The 21,178-nt window shown below is 38.8% G+C and carries 16 protein-coding genes and 1 pseudogene; 3 read left to right on the top strand and 14 right to left on the bottom strand.

The features are described 5' to 3' along the window. Positions 1 to 28 precede the first annotated feature (28 nt). Entirely contained in the window at positions 29 to 1,450 is a 1,422-nt protein-coding gene (locus NSQ61_RS17370) for a PepSY-associated TM helix domain-containing protein (protein WP_340807676.1), read from the top strand. A gap of 341 nt (positions 1,451 to 1,791) precedes the next feature. On the opposite strand, the gene NSQ61_RS17365 is transcribed toward NSQ61_RS17370, so the two are convergent. The 6 genes from NSQ61_RS17365 to NSQ61_RS17340 form a co-directional block, all read right to left on the bottom strand. Further along, complete coding sequence (locus NSQ61_RS17365) at positions 1,792 to 2,757, bottom strand: Rpn family recombination-promoting nuclease/putative transposase (protein WP_340808160.1); 966 nt, start codon at positions 2,755 to 2,757, stop codon at positions 1,792 to 1,794. A gap of 868 nt (positions 2,758 to 3,625) precedes the next feature. Then, positions 3,626 to 4,759 carry a hypothetical protein gene (locus NSQ61_RS17360; RefSeq protein ID WP_340807675.1) on the bottom strand — a complete coding sequence of 378 codons (1,134 nt, stop codon included), beginning with the start codon at positions 4,757 to 4,759 and terminating at the stop codon, positions 3,626 to 3,628. 11 nt (positions 4,760 to 4,770) lie between these two features. After that, on the bottom strand, positions 4,771 to 6,024 hold the full coding sequence (locus tag NSQ61_RS17355; RefSeq protein ID WP_327873705.1) for a hypothetical protein: 1,254 nt from the start codon (positions 6,022 to 6,024) through the stop codon (positions 4,771 to 4,773). After that, positions 6,024 to 6,893, bottom strand: a complete 870-nt coding sequence (locus NSQ61_RS17350; RefSeq protein WP_327862907.1) for an ABC transporter ATP-binding protein — start codon at positions 6,891 to 6,893, stop codon at positions 6,024 to 6,026. Before NSQ61_RS17350 ends, NSQ61_RS17355 begins: the two co-directional genes overlap by 1 nt. Before the next feature lie 2 nt (positions 6,894 to 6,895). After that, the gene (locus NSQ61_RS17345) at positions 6,896 to 7,654 is read right to left on the bottom strand and encodes a hypothetical protein (RefSeq protein WP_144597791.1); all 759 of its coding nucleotides are present in this window, start codon (positions 7,652 to 7,654) and stop codon (positions 6,896 to 6,898) included. Next, positions 7,644 to 8,195, bottom strand: coding sequence for an RNA polymerase sigma factor (locus NSQ61_RS17340; protein WP_063388899.1), 552 nt, complete (start codon positions 8,193 to 8,195; stop codon positions 7,644 to 7,646). The genes NSQ61_RS17345 and NSQ61_RS17340 overlap by 11 nt, the downstream gene beginning before the upstream one ends. 499 nt (positions 8,196 to 8,694) lie before the next feature. Here NSQ61_RS17340 and nagA point away from each other — a divergent pair. Then, a pseudogene (gene nagA / locus NSQ61_RS17335) lies at positions 8,695 to 9,878 on the top strand (N-acetylglucosamine-6-phosphate deacetylase). 598 nt (positions 9,879 to 10,476) lie between these two features. On the opposite strand, the gene NSQ61_RS17330 reads toward nagA, so the two are convergent. Beyond that, a complete protein-coding gene (locus NSQ61_RS17330; RefSeq protein WP_327873706.1) occupies positions 10,477 to 10,869 on the bottom strand; it encodes an Rpn family recombination-promoting nuclease/putative transposase in 393 nt (130 codons plus the stop codon). A 1,431-nt stretch (positions 10,870 to 12,300) separates the two neighbouring features. On the opposite strand from NSQ61_RS17330, the gene NSQ61_RS17325 reads away from it, so the two are divergent. Next, entirely contained in the window at positions 12,301 to 12,567 is a 267-nt protein-coding gene (locus NSQ61_RS17325; RefSeq protein WP_339212136.1) for a hypothetical protein, read from the top strand. A 31-nt stretch (positions 12,568 to 12,598) separates the two neighbouring features. On the opposite strand, the gene NSQ61_RS17320 is transcribed toward NSQ61_RS17325, so the two are convergent. The 7 genes from NSQ61_RS17320 to NSQ61_RS17290 form a co-directional block, all read right to left on the bottom strand. Continuing rightward, complete coding sequence (locus tag NSQ61_RS17320) at positions 12,599 to 13,996, bottom strand: NAD-dependent succinate-semialdehyde dehydrogenase (protein ID WP_327873708.1); 1,398 nt, start codon at positions 13,994 to 13,996, stop codon at positions 12,599 to 12,601. A gap of 105 nt (positions 13,997 to 14,101) precedes the next feature. Beyond that, complete coding sequence (gene gabT / locus NSQ61_RS17315) at positions 14,102 to 15,403, bottom strand: 4-aminobutyrate--2-oxoglutarate transaminase (protein WP_327873709.1); 1,302 nt, start codon at positions 15,401 to 15,403, stop codon at positions 14,102 to 14,104. 1,269 nt (positions 15,404 to 16,672) lie between these two features. Then, the gene (locus NSQ61_RS17310; protein ID WP_327873710.1) at positions 16,673 to 17,440 is read right to left on the bottom strand and encodes a LamB/YcsF family protein; all 768 of its coding nucleotides are present in this window, start codon (positions 17,438 to 17,440) and stop codon (positions 16,673 to 16,675) included. 10 nt (positions 17,441 to 17,450) lie between these two features. Continuing rightward, positions 17,451 to 18,806: an acetyl-CoA carboxylase biotin carboxylase subunit gene (locus NSQ61_RS17305; protein WP_327873711.1), complete on the bottom strand. Its 1,356-nt coding sequence runs from the start codon at positions 18,804 to 18,806 to the stop codon at positions 17,451 to 17,453. A gap of 25 nt (positions 18,807 to 18,831) precedes the next feature. After that, a complete protein-coding gene (locus NSQ61_RS17300; RefSeq protein ID WP_130157666.1) occupies positions 18,832 to 19,077 on the bottom strand; it encodes an acetyl-CoA carboxylase in 246 nt (81 codons plus the stop codon). A 16-nt stretch (positions 19,078 to 19,093) separates the two neighbouring features. Then, complete coding sequence (locus NSQ61_RS17295) at positions 19,094 to 20,065, bottom strand: 5-oxoprolinase subunit C family protein (protein ID WP_117017413.1); 972 nt, start codon at positions 20,063 to 20,065, stop codon at positions 19,094 to 19,096. Further along, entirely contained in the window at positions 20,062 to 20,931 is an 870-nt protein-coding gene (locus NSQ61_RS17290) for a 5-oxoprolinase subunit B family protein (RefSeq protein WP_327873712.1), read from the bottom strand. The genes NSQ61_RS17295 and NSQ61_RS17290 overlap by 4 nt, the downstream gene beginning before the upstream one ends. Positions 20,932 to 21,178: the final 247 nt, after the last annotated feature.

Raw genomic sequence — 21,178 nt, 5'->3', positions numbered from 1 at the left:
GTCATTGCTTAAAAAAAGGGTGAAAACAATGGAATTTGAAAGAATAGATGCAGTAGCAAAGGATTCAAAAGCATTCACTGATAAACAAACGAAAGCTTCTTTATATAAAACAGTATGGAGATGGCATTTTTACGCAGGGATTTTTTTCGCACCGCTGATTATTTTTTTGTCTATTACCGGAGGAATTTACCTGTTTAAACCGCAAATTGAAAATTACATGTACCATGATCTTTATTACGTCCAACAAGGTCAGCAAAAAATTTCATCTACAGAACAGATTCATGAAGTGAAAAAGAATTATCCACATGCAAAAATTACAGGTTTTACACCTTCCGTTGCACCGGACAGATCATCTGAGGTTGAAATAATGGTGAACGGAAAAAGTATATCTGTGTTTGTCAATCCATACAACGGCGACATTATTGGAAAGTTAAATGAGAATGCACGCTTCATGGCATGGGTGAAAGATTTGCATAACGGTGAATTATGGGGCGGCACCATTGGAAACTGGTTAGTAGAGCTCTCCGCTTGCTGGTTCATTATCCTAATTATTACTGGTGTTTACTTATGGTGGCCGCGAAATAGAAAATCTCTTTTTGGGACATTGATTCCGCGAATAAACCTGAGTAAAAGAAACCGCACGTTTTGGCGCGATATGCATGCCGTTACAGCAATCTGGCTTTCTCTTTTTATCGTCGTACAATTGTTTTCTGGACTCATGTGGTCCGGTGTTTGGGGAAGCATGGCACATCGTATCGTTGATCCCATTTCCGGAAACCCGGAAGGAGATCAACCATGGGAAAAATATGCATTTCCTAAATCAACAATTCCAACAAAAGAAATAGCAGATGTTCCTTGGGCAGCTGAAAACTTACCTGTGCCCGAATCAAGTCCCAATGGGGTGAAAACAATTTCTGTTGATAAAGTTATGCAAATTGCAGAAAAAAACAACGTCCAACCGGGATATAGAATTGCATTTCCTGATGGAGAAACCGGTGTATATACGATCTTTCTAGATCCTGCTGACGTCTATCCTAACCGCCCACTGCCTTGGGCGCAACAAACGCTGCATATAGATCAATACAGCGGAAAAGTTTTAGCTAAATTTGCATGGAGTGACTATGGTGCATTGGGAAAATTAATTTCACTAGGCATTGCATTTCATCAAGGAGAATTTGGATTCATTAGCCAGCTGTTCATGCTTGCATTAACTATTGGCATTATAATGATTGTTGTAAGTGGCGTTATAATGTGGTGGAAGCGAAAACCGAAAGGCAAATTGGGTGCTCCGGCTTTGCCAGAAAACTTTAAAATGTTAAAGGGAGTAGCCGTCATTGTCATTGTTCTAGGTCTTTTCTTCCCATTAGTAGGCGCGTCACTATTAGCGGTGTGGGTTTTGGATTATTTCGTCATTAAAAGAATTCCCATTGCGAAACAGTGGATCGGGTAGAAAGCTAAATGGGAGCATCACACGAATAATGAATAAATTGTTATCAACCATTTACTGGCACCAGAGCCAATAAATCATTTCGCCTGTCAGCTCATCGATTGCATACGTCTGATTCCGTGAATCCCCGTCAAGGGAGGAAAGTTTTCAAGTTCGTGCGCGCTGGCAGGCGCCTTCAATGTTGGCACATGCTTTGCAGCAGCTACCCACTCTCCCATTTTACTGGAATAACAAGTATAACTCCTCTATCTCGTCCACAAAATTCAGGTAACTTCCTTTTTACAAAATTGACCTGAACAGCTGGCAATAGTTAGTCATGTAATGAGAGTCTCGTTCCTTCCCGCTTAAAAGGAGTTGGAGGATAGTTTCTTTTTCAGTTCATCTAGCTCTTCTTCAGTTAATTTCGTAACTGACATAATAACTTCCTGTTCTAGCCCTGAACGAAGCATGTCTATGGCTACCTGTCGAACTCCTTCTTCCCGGCCCTGATTCAACCCTTTTTTCAATCCTTCTTCCATTCCCTTTTTCAGCCCTTCCTCCCATCCTGCTCGCCGTTCGCCTTGAAGGTTTGACAATTGGTCCCGCAGCCATTTCAAACGCATTTCGTATTCATAACGGTTTACCGGGTTGACGCTTAAGCTTTCCCATTCTTCCAGCGCTTCACGAATTTCCTGCTCATTCATCGCAAACACCTCCAGTTCACTGAGCATAAACTCATCGATTTTCCCCTTTTTGGCGTCTACTGCTGACAGCATCATCAGCCACGGATACTCTGGCAATCGTTTTATTTCTCTGTTATATTTCTTCCATTTTACCATAAACTGCTGTAAATCAATGACGTGAAATTCAAGGTGCGGACACCAAAGAAAATGTTCTTCATCTTCTCGTATATGGAAAACCGTATGAAATCGCTCCGTTTCATGAGGAAAAAGCCGATAATTAAGGATGGTAATCATAAAGGTAGGGGGAAGCATGCTGTACGGCTGTCCTTTTGCTAATGACCGGGAGAAAACCCTCGCCCAGTAATACAAAATTCGTTCCGGTAAATCGTGCTGATTTACGATTTGAATTTCCACATTGATGCGCTCGCCTCGATCCGTCAGTACCAGTACATCAAGCCGGTTCATTTTTCCATCTTCTGTCTCTTTCGTCAGCTCCGTGCTTTCAAACTGAACATCGACAATGCGATCTGCTTCGCTCCGATGTAAAATCGCATTCAAAAAAGCAATGGTAAGCGACTTGCGGTTCGGGTCGCCGAACAGCTGCTTAAACATGAAATCCATCTTCAAATCGAGGTATTCTTTCATAATGGAGATCGTCCTTTCGATGGAGAATAAAAATAAGAGGAAAACATAAGAGGGGGAAAGATTAAAAATCGTAACAGCTAGGACAAGTATTAATATTCTCACCAAACAGAACGTATGTTCTGTTTCTAATATAAAACTAACTATAAGAAATGTCAACCTAAAATTTCAAACTTATTAATAGGAATTTAAATAATGAAGTTTTTTACTAGATTTTTGAACGTTTCCAGCCCGCTACAATTCAAAACAGCAGAGACAGGCATTTTTTCAGTTTTACTGTAAACGCTCAAGTAATGCTGTTAAAGCCTCACTGCATCATATAACAATAATGAATATAAAAGAGGAAAAACATTTAGATTTAGAAAAAAACAGAAATGACGGAAACCTTCATCGTTTCGCTTGATACAGGTGTCCAAAAGTAATGCACTTCAATAAAAAAGACCTTGCCATCCTCCTGAAATGTCCACCTTAAACCATACGGAGCAGATAGAAAGGAAGGCTGGCAAAGTCTAAGATTCATCGTCTTAAAGTTTTCGAATCCCATAAACTGAATAGCCGATACTAAAATTGTTTCAATGAGATTGATTGTCTTAAAGTTTCGAGCCTCTCTCGATCAATCAAATTTCAAAATGGTAGGGATTTATAGAAATCAGTCAAAAAATAGGCAGATAAAAATCAGAAGGTATAGCGGCATGATGTTTCTGATTGCTTGCCGAAGCTCTAAAAAATGAATGTAAATCGTATCAGACTGTCTGTTATTTTATCGAGGCTGGAGGAAGGAAAATCAGAAGAAGGAAGCAACCCCGTGAATTCCTGCTTCATCGATCTCCAGCCCGCTATCAGCAAGATCGTGCTTTGTCCGCTATCGCTTGGTTTATATAAGATCAACAAGCTTTTCCTGCTTCATTCTGTAAATGATGAATATCGTACTGATCGCGATCAATACAAGAAAGGTGCCGATTGTAAGCATAAGCGGATGAAGAATCGCAAACAGTTCGCCAACAAGGTATTTTAAAGTACAATAGCTTAGCAGCACAACGATCGGGACAAGCGAGCCGATCAATGTGATGTAGTTTTGTGCGATCCGTGAGAAAAATACTGAAAAGAGCGCCGCAACAATGGCAACAATATAAATAGCAATCACCGTTGTGATGATATAGCCTTCAAATGTAAAGTCAAACCAAAAATAGTAAAAATTATAGAACGAATTGATGGAAAGCGGAAAAAAAGCTTGCGTAACATTCCCAAGATAGAAAAACCAAAAAATGACGATCTGCACAGTTGTGATCAATGCTGTGGCTGCTAAAGCAGCAAGAAGTTTTGCAGAAAACAAATTCCGACCGGTTTTCGTCGTGTATTGCAGACTGATCGCATTGTTTAGTCTGTCTGTAATATGAACGCGGCATGTTACCATGACAACGCTTATAATAATCAAAACCGCCCAAAAGCGGGTGAGCTCATTGTAATTTTCATAGACAAGATATGGAAAAACAGAATTGACATCATTGTTTGCCATGATTTGTTTTACACGTTCTTGCTGATCTTCATCGGTATAAGATTCAATATCCCTCCCTTTCGATTCATATTGTTCAATGATATTTTCGAATGCTTGCAGCTCCCAAAAAACATCTGCTTGATCAACAAACACGACTTTTTCATGAAAATCTGCATACTGTTTATTTGTTAAATCCAATTGTCGAAACTGTTCATATGTTGTAATGCCTAGTTTTTCCGCATCTTGTTGTGATTTTAAATAGGCATTGGCCTCGTCTTTTTTTTGCTTATACCAGTTTTTAAAATGTTGAAACTCTTTTTCGTCCATTTCATGCCCATATTTATTGATCATTTCTTTCGTAATCATAAACTCATCTTTTGCAGGCCGTCCATTAGGGAAATTTTCAAAATAAAAGCTTAAAAACAGCTTGTAAAACAGAAAACTGATGAACAAAATAAGCAGCAGCACCTTCCAATTGAACAATTTTCTTAGTTCGTATAAAAAAACTCTCAATATTCTTCCCCCTAATTTAATGGTTGCCGTTTAAATTTGTACATGCTGAAGAATCCTAATAGAACAAATATGACCGCCCACGCTGCTATCGTTACAGCTTCAAAATATGGAAACATCGTAAAAATGTTGTTTCCCATAAACCATACATGCGGATTCATAATTAAATAAAAAGGATTCACATGCATGATCAAGATAAATTTACTATTCAGTGAAACAACGCTTGGAAGCCATAAACTAACACCAGCGAACAAAGCAAATGTAAAGAAAACAAGATAGCTGTTTTTCAGCCATATAGATAAGCTGAAGGTGAGCAGCATGTACAGCAGCTGGCTTAATAGTAAACAGCCGACAAATAAACAAACATACTGCAAGAATGATAGATTCCACCACGATATGTAAGGAAAAGGCGTTTCGCTATTAAAATAGCTGCTAATCGGCACAAACAGAAGATTAGAATAATCATAGACAGAAAAGTAAATGATCAATGTCGCTGCGATTAACAACATAACAGCACACACATTAGCGATTACACTTGCAGCAAGCTTGTCCCATAGCAAATTTCTCCCGCGTTTGCTCGTAAATGCAACAAAGAATGTACGGTGTTCAAATTCATAATTAGTTAGCAATGCTGTGATTAAAACAACGAGGATCATTCCTTCAAAAGCGATCGCCCGGCCAAGCTTTTTAAATAGCAAGGAATGCATTTCATAGACTGATCCTAAATAAAAGAAATGGCGATGTTCACCGTTTTTCACTAGCTGCTGCAGCCGCTTTTCTAAAAGATTGGCTTGGTTCAGCACCGTTTCTTCTGCCTCCCCGCTTAATCCGTATTTCTTGATTTGTTGCCGGGCAAACTCTGTCGCATCCAGCTCGCTGTAAATATCATCGACGCTTTTAGCGGTTTCATAATATTGAGTGAACAAGTTGAGATTGAATAGCCTGTTTAATTCACGATCCGTAAGATGTTGGTACAGAAACGCTTCATGGCCTTTTATAAACTCATATGGAAACTGATACTGCTTCTCGCTTTTTGGATTCAGCTCATTCACCCATACCATTTCATGATCGATTTCTTTTTTCATACCTGCCAATGCTTCATCATCGATTTTCGTCCCGTATTGCTCAACTATGTTTTGTAAAACAGGTAAATTTTCCCGTTCATTTTTATGGTCGAAAATAATCAAACCATTCAACGCCACAAAAAATAATAGTAAAATGATAAAGATCGGCGACTTGACAACTTTTATTAATTCGTATTTGATCATTATGCCAGCGCTCCTTCTCCATATACATGAAGAAATACGTCCTCTAATGTCGGCTCAACACTTTTCCAATTTTCATTTGGCTGTTCGTCGCTAACAAACCGAAAGATCATCTGGCCATTTTCTTGCTTTTCCGAAATTGTTGCAAATCGCTTCCGAAAGATTTCTGCATCCTGAAAATCAGCTGCGGTCTCATAAATGCGGCCGGACAATAATTGGCATAATTCACGTATCGGCTTTTTATATAAAATCGTTTTATCTTTAATCATAATGATTTCATTGGCAATCGATTCGACATCAGACACAATATGCGTTGATAAAATAATGATCCGATCGTTTGCTAATTGGGTTAAAAGCTTGCGGAAACGGGCGCGTTCGGTCGGATCAAGACCTGCAGTGGGCTCATCAAGAATCAAAATTTTTGGATCGTTCAGCAATGCCTGGGCGATGCCGACCCGCTGAATCATCCCGCCGGAAAACTTCCTCATTTTTTTATGCATGACATCTTCAAGTCCAACGAGCTTTAAAAGCTTCGGTATTTTTTCTTTTGCTTCATGCTTTGAAATCCCTTTTAATGCTGAAAGGTAAAGCAAATATTTTGCAGGGCTGTAATGCTTGTAATATCCGAACTGCTGCGGCAAATAACCGAGAAGCTCGCGGTATTTGCTGCCGAGATGGATGATATTTTCTCCGTTGTAACGAATTTCTCCTTTTGTCGGAAAGATGAGTGTGACAAGCATTTTCATCAATGTTGTCTTCCCAGCGCCATTTGGGGCTAATAGTCCGTAAATTCCGTTGTCAAACTGTAAATGAACATTTTCAAGAGCAATAAAATTGCCGTAATATTTGGAAACATGGTCGACAATTAGCATCTTTACAAAACTCCTTTTATATTGGTTTTGACGAAAAACAGCTTAAGCTGATGAACATATATATACATCGCAGCCATCCCGATGATGATGTAAATAAAATACGGAACGTTTAACAAAAAGGCTTGATAAACATAGCTGTTCATGTAAGAAAGAAACAAGTTTGCGGCAATCCAGCTGATAAATAAAGCAATTTTCCCACTTTTTGTCGGTACATAAAGCAATACATACAAAAAAGCAGCAGCAAAAAGAAATAAAGATGCAACAGATAATAAAAAGGCAAAAGGAAAATGAATGGAAAACTCTGTTGCCAGCCAGAAAATGATGACTCCATTGGCGAGCATAGCGAAAATGCTGAACATGAACATACGGAATGCTGCTAATTGATACACATTGTATTTACAAGTCATTTCCACCTCAAACGCCGGCTTTTGCTTTTGGCAAATAAAAAAGAAAAAAACGATGACAAAATAAATAACAGGTGAAAAACAAAAGATGAATGTATATACATCCAAGGCTGTCCATGAAAAATATTCTGCGGTTGAAAGAACAAACATAGCGAAAACAGCGATAGTTAAAACAATCGTAAAAGCGATTTCCGTCAGATCACGAAAGACGTTGCGGAAACCGACTTCGCGATACATAGTGAACATATATTGCCAAAAGGAAGGCTTTTTGTTCATGCCTTTTGCAATAATCTTCTGAATTTCTTGTTTGATCTCCTTATCGCTAGGAAAAGGAATTTTTTCGTTATCAATGGCCATGGACATCCTCCTTTAACTGCTCATTGATTTTTCGCAATGTAGAATAATATTTCGTTTTTACGGTTGATTCTTTTATCTGGAGCTTTGCGGCAATCTCGGCAAATGTTTGGCCTGCAAAAATTTTCATTTGCACAATTCGTCGATTCTCATGATCAAATCGTTCAAGCAGGTTTAAAACCTGTTTTACCTCGTCCTTTTGTTCGATTGTAAAAAGCACATCATCACTTTCCCGCTGATCTGTTAACAAATTGACCGTTTTCTTCTGCTGTTTATATTCTTTCGAGCGATAGTAATCGATGATTCTCGCCTTTGCGATTTTATACAGCCATGTCCGGAACGCCGCTTTCCCCTCATAGTGGTGAATGCCGCGCAGCATGCTGATGAAAATCTCCTGCGTCAAATCTTTCGCTAATTCTTGATCAAACGTTTGTTTAAATACGAACGCATAAATCTCTTTGTAATAATAAGAGATCAGCTTATTTGCCGCTTTTTCACTTGCCCGCTTCTGTATTGCTTTTATCCATTTCTTCTCTTGATCCATCGTGAAGCTTCACTTCCAATCCCAAAGCTCAAAACTTCTATCACTACCTATATATTCGCAAATAATAAATAAAAAGTTTTGCGAAAATCAAAAAAATTATCCAGCCGCTAGCCTCTCGATTGTTCGGAGCTTCACAGGCGACGCTTAACGACATATCCATACTGATTGGACCGGTCTGTTTTATGCACACTAGCGAAAAAAACGTTTCTTTCAGAACGGAAGCTTACATTACGAATAAGCGATTGTGATATAATGTGTATTCCGGCATGCAGATGAACGATATGTTTGCTTCAAAATACTGAAACGACTGCGGTTTAATGGAAAAGCTGCTAAAAAGAATTATTGAAATCTTCTTTATCTGGAAGCAGTAGTTTCATATTTTTTCAATTTTCCGGATAGACCAATATATGTGCTTAAAAATCCCATAAAAGTCATTTAACATTTTGTTCCACATACATACAATTTAAATAGAGATTGTTACTAGAAAAAGGAGATCTTTATGAGCAAGATTTTATTATCGAATATGACGGTATATGCTGAAGAACGAGTTTTCAAAAATGGATATGTATTAATAGAAAATGGGAAAATTCTTGACGTTGGTCCTCAAGAAAAGCTGGCTGTTACAGACGAACGGGTTGAAAAAATTGAAAGCAAAAACAATTATGCAGTCATTCCTGGTTTTATCGATTTGCATATTCATGGAGCAGCAGGCGCTGATACGATGGATGGAACCGATGAGGCAATTCGCAAAATGGCAGCGGCACTCCCCCGGGAAGGAACGACGAGTTTTTAGCAACAACGATGACAAGCTCTGAACAGCGGATTGAAGAAGCTCTGATCAATGTAAGAAAGTACATGGAAACAGCGAATGAACCCGGATATGCAGAAGTGTTAGGAGTCCACTTGGAAGGTCCGTTTATTTCCCCTAAAAGAGCAGGGGCGCAGCACTCAGAAAATATTCTCGAACCGAACTTGCAGTTATTTAAAAAATGGCAGCATATGTCCGGCGGAGCGATAAAGCTTGTGACATTGGCGCCTGAAAGAAAAGGTGGAATAGAATTAACCGATTATTTAAAACAAACAGGAGTTGTCGCCTCCATCGGGCATTCAGATGCTTCTTATGCTGAAGCTGCTAAAAGCATACAAGCTGGCATTACCCATGCAACCCATTTATTTAATGGAATGAGCGGATTGCACCATCGCAAGCCGGGAGCTGCTCTAGCAGTGCTCATGCATGATGAGGTGTTGTGCGAAATTATCGCAGATGGCATTCATGTGTGTCCGGGAATGGTGAAATTTGCTTATCAAAACAAAGGAAATGACGGGCTTATTTTAATCACGGATGCAATGAGAGCGAAATGTCTCGGTAAAGGAATCTATGAACTTGGAGGCCAAGAAGTCCGAGTGAATGAAGATCGGGCAGTTTTGCGGGATGGGACGCTGGCAGGAAGTATTTTGAAGCTGAATGATGCAGCCAAAAACATGATGGCTTACACCGGATGTACGCTTCAAGACATTATTCAAATGGCAGCCGTTAACCCTGCTAAACAAATAAACGTTTATGATCGCAAAGGAAGCATTGCAAAAGGAAAAGATGCTGACTTAGTTGTTTTAAATGACCGCCTTGAAGTAGTAATGACATTTTGCCGCGGAAAACTTGCCTATTCACAACAAGAAATGTGAATGATGCTATTGCTGCCAGCGAAAGATTACGGTGATATGAGCATGAAAGCAGCACAAATGATTAGGTAAACAAGAACTGAATTTTGCATTAAGACGGATCAGTTATTGCTGCTTTTACACAACAGCTCACATCAATAAACAAATTCGCTCTGTGAATCTAGATGAAGATGTGGACTGCATCCATTTAATAAAAAATAGTTACGATCATGATGGGGAGCACTATCCGCTAAAAGCAGATCCTCTCTTTTGTACCGATACCATTAATAACACAAAAACGAAGTGGAATTTAAGCTATGGTGGCAGGATCGAGAAAAACTATTGTTGTAAATGATTCCATTGAAATCGCTTCAATGATGGCTCTATCCCTTAGCCATGACTATCGCTTAATGGAATGTTAGCGCAAAAAGCCTTAAACGAGCCAAAAAAATTTAAGTGATTCCGACCAGTTGTTTGAAAAATAACACCATTAACCAACCGTCTTACTAGAGAAAATATGGAATAAGTGATAAAAGGAGCGGATCCCGTTAGGAATGCAAAAACATACAAAAACCCAAAAGTTTTTCGCAAACAAGCCCATTTCAGTCAAATCGATAGGTAACTATTTCAACCACTTTCGCACTTCCTCTTCCGCAAGTCCAGTGAGATCGGCAATATCTTTCGCTGCCATTCCTTTCGCCGACATATGCCGGATCATATTCTTCCGTTCTTCCTCCCGACCTTGCTTTAGCCCTTGCTTCAACCCTTGTTTCAATCCTTTTTCCAACCCTTCCTCCATCCCAGCACGCCGCTCGCCAAGAAGATTGGACAATTGATCCCGCAGCCATTTCAGCCGCATTTCATACGCGTAGCGATTTTCCGAACTGACGCTTAGCTTCTCCCACTCTTCCAATGCTTCGCGAATTTCTTGCTCGTTCATCGCCAACACCTCCAGTTCCTTGAGAATCGTCTCATCGATCTCTTGTTTCCGGGCATCCACCGCTGACAGCATCATTAACCAGGGCCACTCCGAAGATCGCTTCACATCACGTCTATATTTCTTCCATTTTACCATAAATTGTGATAAGTTCTTTTTCCCTTGAAAATAGATCCTAATTATTTTCTAGATGAGTAATCCTTCCTTATTTTTCAAATGGAGGCGGAAATAAAGGAGTTATTTTATTTGACTCGATCGAAATAGCAGACAGGATCTGAGAAGAGGCAAGCATGATCCGTGCCTTTCATGCGAAGAAGCATTAGACTAAGTTTCATCATAGTCCGAATCCTTTGACTGCATGTACTTATTGAAAGGGAGAGTGTATGAATGGGTACGAAGACTTACGGCAAATCAAAACACGTATTCAGGCTGTAACAAATATTCTTCTTCATGAATTCATCAGGAAAACTCTTGCATTCTATGAAAATAAATCTCGCGACTCAAAAAACTGTTTTCTGCAAGAAAAAATACAGAGTGTTGCAGTATACCTATATCAAAATTATGTATAAATATACATATATGTGATCTATCCATCAAGGGCTTGGCGTGAATCCTCTGTAGCCATGATTCTTTAGTCAAGCGTCAGCTTCAATAATTTTGGAAAACCAAAAAAGGTTATGATGGCCCTCTCTCCATGTATAGCCCCTTTGCATATCACTGCATAAGGATTTTTCGATTCTCTGCCCTTTTATTTTGGAAAAAAACAGAAACCCTAATGAACTGGAAGCTGTACTATGAAGTGCCCAGTTATCAACGATACTAAACTTAGGTTGTGGAAATCCAAATATTGATACCTGAACCATTTGAAATTTAGAGAAATTAAGAACAAAAATAAAAAATTTTAACTTCTAATCAAGTTTTTTATTTGAACATTTTACATTTTTTTGTTCTAAGAGCCATAAGACTTTCAAAAGAAAAAAGGACTTCACCCCTCATTTGTAGAATTTTTGATGTGACCTAAACACAATAATTCGCTAGGGGGAAGTCACTTTGTACATTCTACAAGAAAGTCTATTTTCCTTTTTGAAGAACTGTAAATTTTAGATTCTAAAGAAAATTTGCCAAATCTTTTTTAGTGTTGATTTACGTCCCTTTGCTAAGCAATTCTTCACCCCAAGGGGGGGGCTGAAGGTCATTCTAAGGAAAGGAATTTTAAGAGCTCTAATTGCTGCTCCATTAGAAGGTTTTGATACGTTTACAGCCCTTCGTAACCGATTGGATTAAGACATTCATTCCGTTATCAATGCGGTTTAAATATCAGTCGACCTGAACCATCTACCTCTACTTTTAGTACAGTATTTTCCATGAACACACCCAAAAAAATCTAGCAGAAAAAATCTTTATATGATCTTGTCCAGATAGGCCAAGCTGAAGTCGTATCAATGGAGGGCATCAGGCTATCGATAGTGCCGCCATTAACGCCTATGAAAAGATCAAGCCTAAAACAGAGTGAACAACAAGGGAGCAAAGTTTGATTCTTTTAGCAATAAAATCACTTGGTTTGGCCATAAAGTGCATCTTTCTGTAGATACCATCAGTGAATTACCGATTGCGATCGAAGTAACTCCAACTCATGTAAACGATGGAGAAGTCGACCCAACATTGATCGGAAATGTGACAGATTGTACAAATCTCCAAATCGAATTCCTGATCATGGATGGTGGATGTAACCAACTTTATGAAAAACCGATTAGTTTCTATCAAATTGAAAATTAACAGCTGTTAAAAACTCCCTGCAAAAAGTCTTTTATTTATAAATATCCCCTATTGACAAATATTTCGTTTCCAAATACGGTTCAATGCCTTCCACTCCACCTTCACGGCCGATTCCGCTTTCTTTCATTCCTCCAAAAGGAGCGTGGGCAGCAGATGGAGAGCCGTCATTCCAGCCGATAATTCCGAAATCTAAATGCTCATGCAGATAGATGCCTGTTCTATAGTCATTTGTAAAAAAGTAAGCGGCCAGACCATAAGGCGTGCTGTTTGCAATATTAACAGCTTCTTCTAATTCCTGAAACGTTGTGATTGGCAAAATGGGTCCAAATGTTTCCTCTTGCATAATCTTCATGTTCTCATTGACATTTTTGAGAACTGTCGGATAAACAAAGAAATAGCCTTTTTCCCTATTTGCATTGTATTTATTGCCGCAAAGAACTTCAGCACCTTTACTGATTGCATCGTTGACCTGCGAGACAATCTTATGAAAGCCTTTTTCATTAATAACTGGCCCAATTTGAGTGCCTTTTTCCAAACCATTTCCAACTTTTAATTTTTTAACTTCATTTGTTAATTTTTCAGCAAATTCCTCTACAATGCTTTCATGCACTAGAACTCTGTTTGCACAAATACATGTTTGACCGGCATTTCTGAACTTGGAAGCTATCGTTTGTTCTACCGCCAAATCAATATCAGCATCATGTGCAACAATGACCGGTGCGTGGCCGCCTAATTCCATTGAAACATGTTTAACTGTACTGGCACTGTCTCTGATCAATAATTTTCCTACAGGAGTCGAGCCGGTAAACGTAATTTTTCTGACATATTTGCTTTCCGTAAATATTTTTCCTACCTCACTGCCATAGCCATTCACACATTGAATTACATCCGCTGGTATTCCGGCTTCATGAGCGAGCTCAATCAATTTCATCGTGGTTAACGGGGTATCTTCTGCTGGTTTCACAACGAATGTACATCCAGCTGCCAATGCCGGTGCAGCTTTTCTTGTCATCATTGCGGCTGGAAAATTCCAAGGAGTAATGGCTGCAACCAATCCTACCGGTTGGCGGCTGACAATGATACGTTTGGATTCCGTATTTGCAGGAATTGTTCGTCCATAAAGCCGCTTCGCCTCTTCTGCATACCAATCAATGTAACTAGTTGCATAGTCAACTTCACCCAATGATTCGTGCAAAGGTTTACCGCTTTCCATTGTCATGATCTTTGCAAGATCATCTTTATGTTCTTGGATTTTTTTAGACCAAAGCTTTAATAGTCTCGATCGTTCATGTGCATTTGTTTTGGACCACTTTCGGAAACTTTCATGCCCTCTCCGCAATGCAAGATGAATCTCTTCTTCTGTATCTGCCTTTACTTCCTGGATCAACTCACCTGTTGCAGGATTCGTGACTTTAATCGTCGCTGCCATCAAGGTTTACCTCCCTCTGGGTTTTTCTTTGCTGGGATATAATAATATATAACGCCACTGGTTAATGGATTCCCGGCAATTTTATCCTCAGTTTCTTCACCCAGTTCATTGAGCAAAAGCTTTTTCCAATATGGATAGCCCTTTATATAATTCCTCGTCAGTAATAACCAACGGAGCTAAAAAGCGTATAATATTTCCATCAATACCAGCTGAAAGCAATAAAAGACCATGTTCATTCGCATATTTCAGAATTTGATTCGTTTTCTCTTTATTCGGTCGTTTGTTCTGGCGGTTATCTACGATCTCCACCGCTACCATAGCACCTAAGCGGCGAATTTCCCCTACAAACTCATGTTTCGCTTGTAATTCCAGCAGTTTTTTCTCAATCTTTTGTCCCAGTATTTCTGATTTTGTGAGCAAATCCTCTTCTTCGATGATATCAATGACTGCCAGTGCGGCGGCACAAGCTACAGGATTCCCAGCATACGTTCCACCCAGTTCACCCGGATCGGCAGCATTTAAAATTTCCGCCTTTCCTACTACACCGCTTAAAGGCAACCCGGCAGCCAATGACTTGGAAACAGTAATCAAATCCGGGACAACATCAAAATGTTCAATTGCAAATAATTTGCCTGTACGGCCAAAACCAGTTTGAATTTCATCTGCCACAAAAACAATACCGTGATCATCACAGAAGTCCCTGACAAATTTGACAAATTTCTTCGGTGGGATAATAAAACCGCCTTCCCCTTGAACAGGTTCCATTACGATACAAGCAACCGTTTCAGGTGCCACAGTAGCAGCGAAAAACCTCTTGAATTCTTCAATCGTCCAATCAATATATTGTTCATCTGTCATATGATCCGGTTTTCGGTACAAGTATGGATAAGGAGCTTGATACACTTCTGAAGCAAAAGGACCGAATCCGAATTTATATGGTTTGACTTTGCTCGTCATGCTCAACGTCAGATTCGTTCTTCCATGAAACCCTCTGACAAATGAAACGACCGCTTGTCTGCCTGTAAATTTACGGGACACTTTAACTGCATTTTCAACTGCTTCAGCCCCCGAATTAAAAAGAATTGCTTGTTTATCAAAATTGCCTGGCGTAATCTTGCATAATTTTTCTGCCAGCTTAATGTATCCTTCGTACATGATCACATTAAAACCAGGATGCAAAAATTTATCAACCTGTTCTTTTACCGCAGCCGTTACTTTAGGATGACTATGCCCTACATTTAAAGTTCCGATTGCCCCTGCAAAATCTATCCATTCATTCTGATCAATGTCTACGATGGTAGCCCCTTTTGCATGATGCGCAATACTTAAATTTCCATTGCTCACCCCTTTAGGAACATACTTTTTCCGTTTAGCCTGCAAGTCTTCCATCGTTGTCGATGATGCCATTTTTTCATTGCCTCCTCAAAATCAATATATATACGAATTATGTCAATTTTCTGTTATAGTGAAAAGCACCAGTTTTCTGATTTTTCAGGTACCAGTAGAAGAGATTGATCATGTTTTTTTCAAATAAATACTCTCATTCCAATCATTTTCATTAGGGAATTTCTAAAAACGGTAAATAAATCTATTTTAATGATTCTAACCAAATAAAAATTACCTTCTAAAAGAAAATCAGGGGGAAGTAACATTCGTGCAGTTCCTAGATGAAGAAGCTATTTACGACAATTGAAAGAAAAAGATGTTATGAAGAAAATATTACAAAGTTAAAAATTACAATGTAATTTCCGGTAAATAAAATCATTTATGAAGAAAGGAAGGCTGGCTTTCTCTTTTACATATACCTGCTGATATTTCCATCCTTCCTTTTAAACAATGTTTAACATTAGAATCACAAACAAAAAAAGAGAATTATTAGTTTTCTTTGTGATTAGCCAGAAATGACGACGCTTACAAAAGAGAGTGTATATGAACTGAAACGAGTAATGATCGACCTAAGAACATATTCTTCGAACCTGCAGGATAACTTTTATTTCAAAAAGAATTGGTCAGCTAAATTATACGCTGACTCTTAAAAAAGATTGATTAATTAGTTATTTTAAAATATGGCACAGAAAACATATAGTCCCACCACTTTAAACCAGTAATGACACCGTCGGTAAATTTTTGTCGGCACATTTCTAAAAACGTTATGTTAGGTTTCTTCCTTGTATTTTGTCCCTAACTTAATACCACATTATTTATGAAAAAAACCTCTGGTGTCCGAGTGTTTCACTGACGTCTGGCACTTTCCAATTTTCCTAAGCGTTGAGCCAATATAAGGTATTGGCTTGAGCTCGTATTGATATTATTTTTTGTTTGCCAAAAAGATGACACATCTTCTGACGGATACCACGGATCCTAGCCGCCCCTTCAAAACAGACAAAACGAGGCTTAGAATGGTTTTAAAAATGCTTAGAAAGTTACCAAACATGCTTTTGAAAAAGCCTACAAGAAAGTTCTTTTTCATTGATTTTGTTCCACGGTCCAAATATTCTTTTTTATCAAATCCCTTAAGGTTCACTTGATAAATTTCCTGATTTACGCAACAATTTTTTAAACCACACTTAACATCTTGTATCGCCTATATATGAAAAGCTCACGTGAAAGCATTACTTCCTAATTCAGAATCTTTGCTTTACACATAAAGGGAGACTTCCTGTTCAGATTCATAACTCAATTAAGAATTTTATTTATAGGCAGAACTTGTATATCATTTTTGTTACATGCTTCTACGATTGCCTTTGCTAGTTCCGGTGCTCCAGGAGTATCTCCATGAATACAAATCGTATCTGCTTCAATAGAAACCTCTTTTCCATCGTGAGTAATGACTTTTTTATCTTTAATCATTCTAACAACACGATCAGCCATTGCAGCATAGTCCTTTATTTCGGAGCCTTTTCTAGTTAATATAATAGACCCATTTTCCGTATGTTCACGATCCGAATAAGCTTCCTTGGCTACAGGGATACCCATTTTTATTGCTTCTTCCATAAATTCTGAATTATTTAAAGCAAACACAATCATATCCTTTGACACAGCATGGATAGCCTCAAGAATGGCACGTGCCACCTGTTTATCCTCCATTGCCCTCATATACAAAGCTCCATGCGGTTTGCAATGTTGTAATTTTACATCAAAAATGTTTGCAAATTCTCTCAATGCTCCCATTTGATAAATGATATAATCCTTAATTTCCGACGGTGTACAAGCCATTGCGCGTCGGCCGAAACCAAGCAAATCAGGAAATCCGGGATGCACACCAATTCCTACATTATATTTCTTCGCCAATTCAACTGTTTTCCTCATGACATGAGGATCTCCTGCATGAAAACCGCATGCGATATTTGCTGAAGAAATATACTTCATCATTTCTTCATCGTTTCCTTGTTCATAAAGGCCAAAACTTTCACCCATATCGCAATTGATATCTACCTTATACATGTTGATCCCCTCATTTCACTTGTTGATTCAAATTAAAATGATCGAGAAACTTGGTTGTATAATATCCTTTAGCAAACAGATCATTTTGCATAATTTTTTTCAATAATGGCAGATTTGTTTTAATTCCTTGAATTTCGATTTGCTCAAGGACGTGTTTTGTTTTTTCTAGCGAATCTCTTCGATTGCTGCCATGTACAATTATCTTCCCTATCATAGGATCGTAAAATGGAGTAACATGATTCCCTTCTACTACACCGAAATCAAATCTTGCTTGATGAACAGGCAAAGTCAAACGTTCGATCTGCCCGGGAGAAGGAAAGTAAGTGACCGGATCTTCCGCATACAACCGGCACTCAATGGCGTGGCCGTTTCTGTGAATTTGATCTTGTTGCAACGGAAGAGGTTGTTTAGCGGCAATCCGCAGCTGCCATTCAACTAAATCAAGGCTTGTAATTTCTTCAGTTACCGGATGCTCTACTTGCAGCCTTGTATTCATTTCAAGGAAGTAGAAATTTTTATGTTCATCAAAGATAAATTCCATTGTACCTAGATTGGTATATCCTATATGCTTTACTCCCCGAAGTGCTGTTGTCAACAATTTTTCCCTAAGTTCCTCATCAAGAAATGGGGATGGACTTTCTTCAATCACTTTCTGATGTCTTCTTTGTATAGAACATTCTCTTTCAAATAAGTGGACAGTATTGCCATAATGATCGGCAGCTATTTGTACTTCAATATGACGTGGTTCTGAAATCCATTTTTCCAGAAAAATCGTTCCGTCTCCAAAGAAAGATGTTGCTTGTTGCCTCGTTGAGTGAAAGGCTTCTTCCAGTTCTTTATCGTCTCGAACCAGTTTCATCCCGATTCCCCCGCCACCTGCGCTCGCCTTTAACATAAGGGGATAACCAATTTGGTTCGCAATAGATAACGCTTCTTCCACTGAATCCAAACTTCCTTCCGATCCAGGGACTACAGGAACTCCCGCTTCAGACATTTTGATCCGGGCTTCTACTTTGCTTCCCATCAATTTCATTACCTGTGCACTAGGACCAATGAAAACAATACCTTCTTCTTCGCATCCCTTAACAAAATCAGCATTTTCAGATAAGAAACCATATCCAGGATGAATTGCTTCCGCTTTTGTTTCTTTTGCTGCCCGGATTATGCTTTCCATATTCAGATAACTCTTCTTTACTTGGCTTTCTCCAATGTAAACTGCTTCAGCTGCTTCCTTTACAAACGGTGCATCCGCATCTGCATCAGAATATACTGCAACGGTTTGAATGCCCATCCGATTGCAAGTTTTGATAATTCTTCTGGCAATTTCTCCACGGTTAGCGATTAATACTTTTTTGAAAAGACTCATTGATTTGTTTGTTCACCCCATTCTTTCACTTTTCTTCTTTAATCACTGCTATCTCTTGTCCGGCATTAATTGGTTCTTCATTTGAAACTAAAAATCTATCAATAATTCCCTCTTTTTCTGCCTTTATTTCATAATAAGTTTTCATGACTTCAACTAATCCTATAACATCTCCTGCCTTAATACGGTCACCTTCCTTAACAAATTCATCTTCTTCAGGAGACGGTTTTCGATAAAATATTCCAGGGATCGCAGATACAATGATACTTTCCATATTAGATTCCTCCAATTTAACAAAGTTGTTGTTTTATTTGATTTAATATATTTTTTATTTCTTTTCTTGCTGAAAGGGCTTCTTCGATATCAACAGCCACAAATCTTACGGATTCATTTGTTTTGACTTGTGCCAATTTGTTTAAATCGGCGCTTATGATTGTACCAATTGTAGCGTATCCTCCGCCTGTAACGGCATCATTTAATAATGCAATTGGTTCAATACCATCTGGCACTTGAATGGATCCAATCGGATAACCTAAATCGACTACGTTCGAAGGGTTGCTTCCTGCCCCAAACGGCTGTTTGCGTTCAACAAAATTCAAACGTTCCCCTCTGAAGCGATAGCCCACCCGATTTGCTTCTGTTGAAACAGTCCAATCAATGGAAAAAAAGCGTTCCTTACTCTCCTCCGTTAAACGATAACTGCATAACCCCAAAACAACGCGGATTTCATGTTGATTTGAAAATTGCGGAATAAATGAATCGTCAATGCGTGCCCCAATTTTTGCAGGGCGTATATTTTCATTTCCTATTTTAAGTATGTCATTTTCTTGCAGTTGTCTCCCATCTAGCCCCCCTATGCCGCATAGCGTGTATGTAGAACGCGAGCCCATTACTAAAGGAACATCAAAACCGCCCGCTACAGCGAGGTATACTCTTGCGCCATTTTTGACAAAATCAAAAGAAAGTTGATCCCCAGCTTTAACAGCCAAAGCTTCCCACATTGGAACGGATTGTCCGTTTATTTTTGGAGGAATTTCCCCGCCGGTTAGAGCAATAATGGCATCTTCTTGAAATTCAAGAGTTGGCCCCATGTATGTGATTTCCAATGCAGCAGCATTTTCATTATTACCGACAAGTAAATTGCCTACAATGTAAGAGAACTTATCCATCGCACCTGACGGAGGCATTCCAACTTCATAGTAGCCAATACGGCCATTGTCCTGAATAGTCGTTTGCAGTCCGGGGGTTATGACTTTTATCATGAATACAACCTCCTTAACACATCTTCAGAAAATGCTTTAGGATCCTTTAGTACTTTTTTTGTTGAAAACGTAATATCCTTCGTCAAATAGCGGAAGGTCCCATCATTTACTTTTTTACGAATTTCCTCATACTCTTCCATGGTGATACTGCGGTATCTAAATATATCTCCTTGTTTTGGGAAAGTCATTGAATCTTTAAAATCATGATTGCGCTGTTCTTTCTCGAATATGGGGGCTGCCGCAATACCAAATAATTGATATCCTCCTGCCCCTTGAACTGGATATATAACAGCAAACGCTCCACCAAAACCAAATGCCCGCTCGGGAGTATATGTCCGGGGCCGAACATATTTCGGTACTTCTATTTGCTGCTCACGAGGCACCATTTGATAACACCATGGAAGCCCCGGCACAAATCCAATCATCGATACAATAAAAGGGAAGTCAGTTATTGCTTTTATTAAATCTTCTTTCGATTTGAAACCATTGATACGTGCCGCATATTCCAAGTCGGTTGATGAGGGATCTTGATGCCTGTCCCTAAAACGCATTAATGCCTCGTGTGTCCATGGATCATCAAATAAGATGGGGACATCTACAACACGTGAAGATATTTCAATGTCATCAGAAGAAACAGATTCCTCTAGTTCTCTCAATTTTGAAATCAAATCGTTCGGATGGGTACGATCTGGATCGAAACGAATCATATACGAAGAATTCGATGGACAAATATCTATTATTCCTGGAAGTCTCTCCTCCTTTAATCGATTCGTAATAGCCATTGCTTTAAAGTTTACTTCCAAACTCATCTCTTCACTTAATTCGACAAATATAAATTCGTCGCCACCATATTCATAACGAGTCATTTTCACACCACCTCTTACTTTCATAGTTTAAAATATATATAATTCCGTTAAATGAAAAATTTTTTACCAAACCTTTTTCCACAGCAAATTAGTAAACACTCATTAATTTATTTCATCTCCGGCTCTCTGCCATTGACCCACCTTTACTCCCAATACAGGAATTTATCTCTCAACTTGAAACAACAAACGGTGTTAAAGGTCTATAAATTTCCATCAATACCGTCAGAAAATAAAAAGTCACATTCAT

Origin of the sequence: Aeribacillus sp. FSL K6-1121 (assembly GCF_038003725.1) — a bacterium.
GTDB lineage: Bacteria > Bacillota > Bacilli > Bacillales > Aeribacillaceae > Aeribacillus > Aeribacillus composti.
This window is presented reverse-complemented; position numbering and strand designations above follow the sequence as displayed.

Bases quoted from the DNA above. Each gene is read 5' to 3' on its own strand.
- gabT (WP_327873709.1), bottom strand. From the start codon at position 15,403: ATGGCATCATCGACAACGATGGAAGACTTGCAGGCTAAACGGAAAAAG.
- NSQ61_RS17330 (WP_327873706.1), bottom strand. From the start codon at position 10,869: ATGATGCTGTCAGCGGTGGATGCCCGGAAACAAGAGATCGATGAGACG.
- NSQ61_RS17355 (WP_327873705.1), bottom strand. From the start codon at position 6,024: ATGATCAAATACGAATTAATAAAAGTTGTCAAGTCGCCGATCTTTATC.
- NSQ61_RS17320 (WP_327873708.1), bottom strand. From the start codon at position 13,996: ATGGCAGCGACGATTAAAGTCACGAATCCTGCAACAGGTGAGTTGATC.
- NSQ61_RS17295 (WP_117017413.1), bottom strand. From the start codon at position 20,065: ATGATAAAAGTCATAACCCCCGGACTGCAAACGACTATTCAGGACAAT.
- NSQ61_RS17350 (WP_327862907.1), bottom strand. From the start codon at position 6,893: ATGCTAATTGTCGACCATGTTTCCAAATATTACGGCAATTTTATTGCT.
- NSQ61_RS17305 (WP_327873711.1), bottom strand. From the start codon at position 18,806: ATGAGTCTTTTCAAAAAAGTATTAATCGCTAACCGTGGAGAAATTGCC.
- NSQ61_RS17345 (WP_144597791.1), bottom strand. From the start codon at position 7,654: ATGGCCATTGATAACGAAAAAATTCCTTTTCCTAGCGATAAGGAGATC.
- NSQ61_RS17310 (WP_327873710.1), bottom strand. From the start codon at position 17,440: ATGTATAAGGTAGATATCAATTGCGATATGGGTGAAAGTTTTGGCCTT.
- NSQ61_RS17290 (WP_327873712.1), bottom strand. From the start codon at position 20,931: ATGACTCGTTATGAATATGGTGGCGACGAATTTATATTTGTCGAATTA.
- NSQ61_RS17370 (WP_340807676.1), top strand. From the start codon at position 29: ATGGAATTTGAAAGAATAGATGCAGTAGCAAAGGATTCAAAAGCATTC.
- NSQ61_RS17340 (WP_063388899.1), bottom strand. From the start codon at position 8,195: ATGGATCAAGAGAAGAAATGGATAAAAGCAATACAGAAGCGGGCAAGT.
- NSQ61_RS17300 (WP_130157666.1), bottom strand. From the start codon at position 19,077: ATGGAAAGTATCATTGTATCTGCGATCCCTGGAATATTTTATCGAAAA.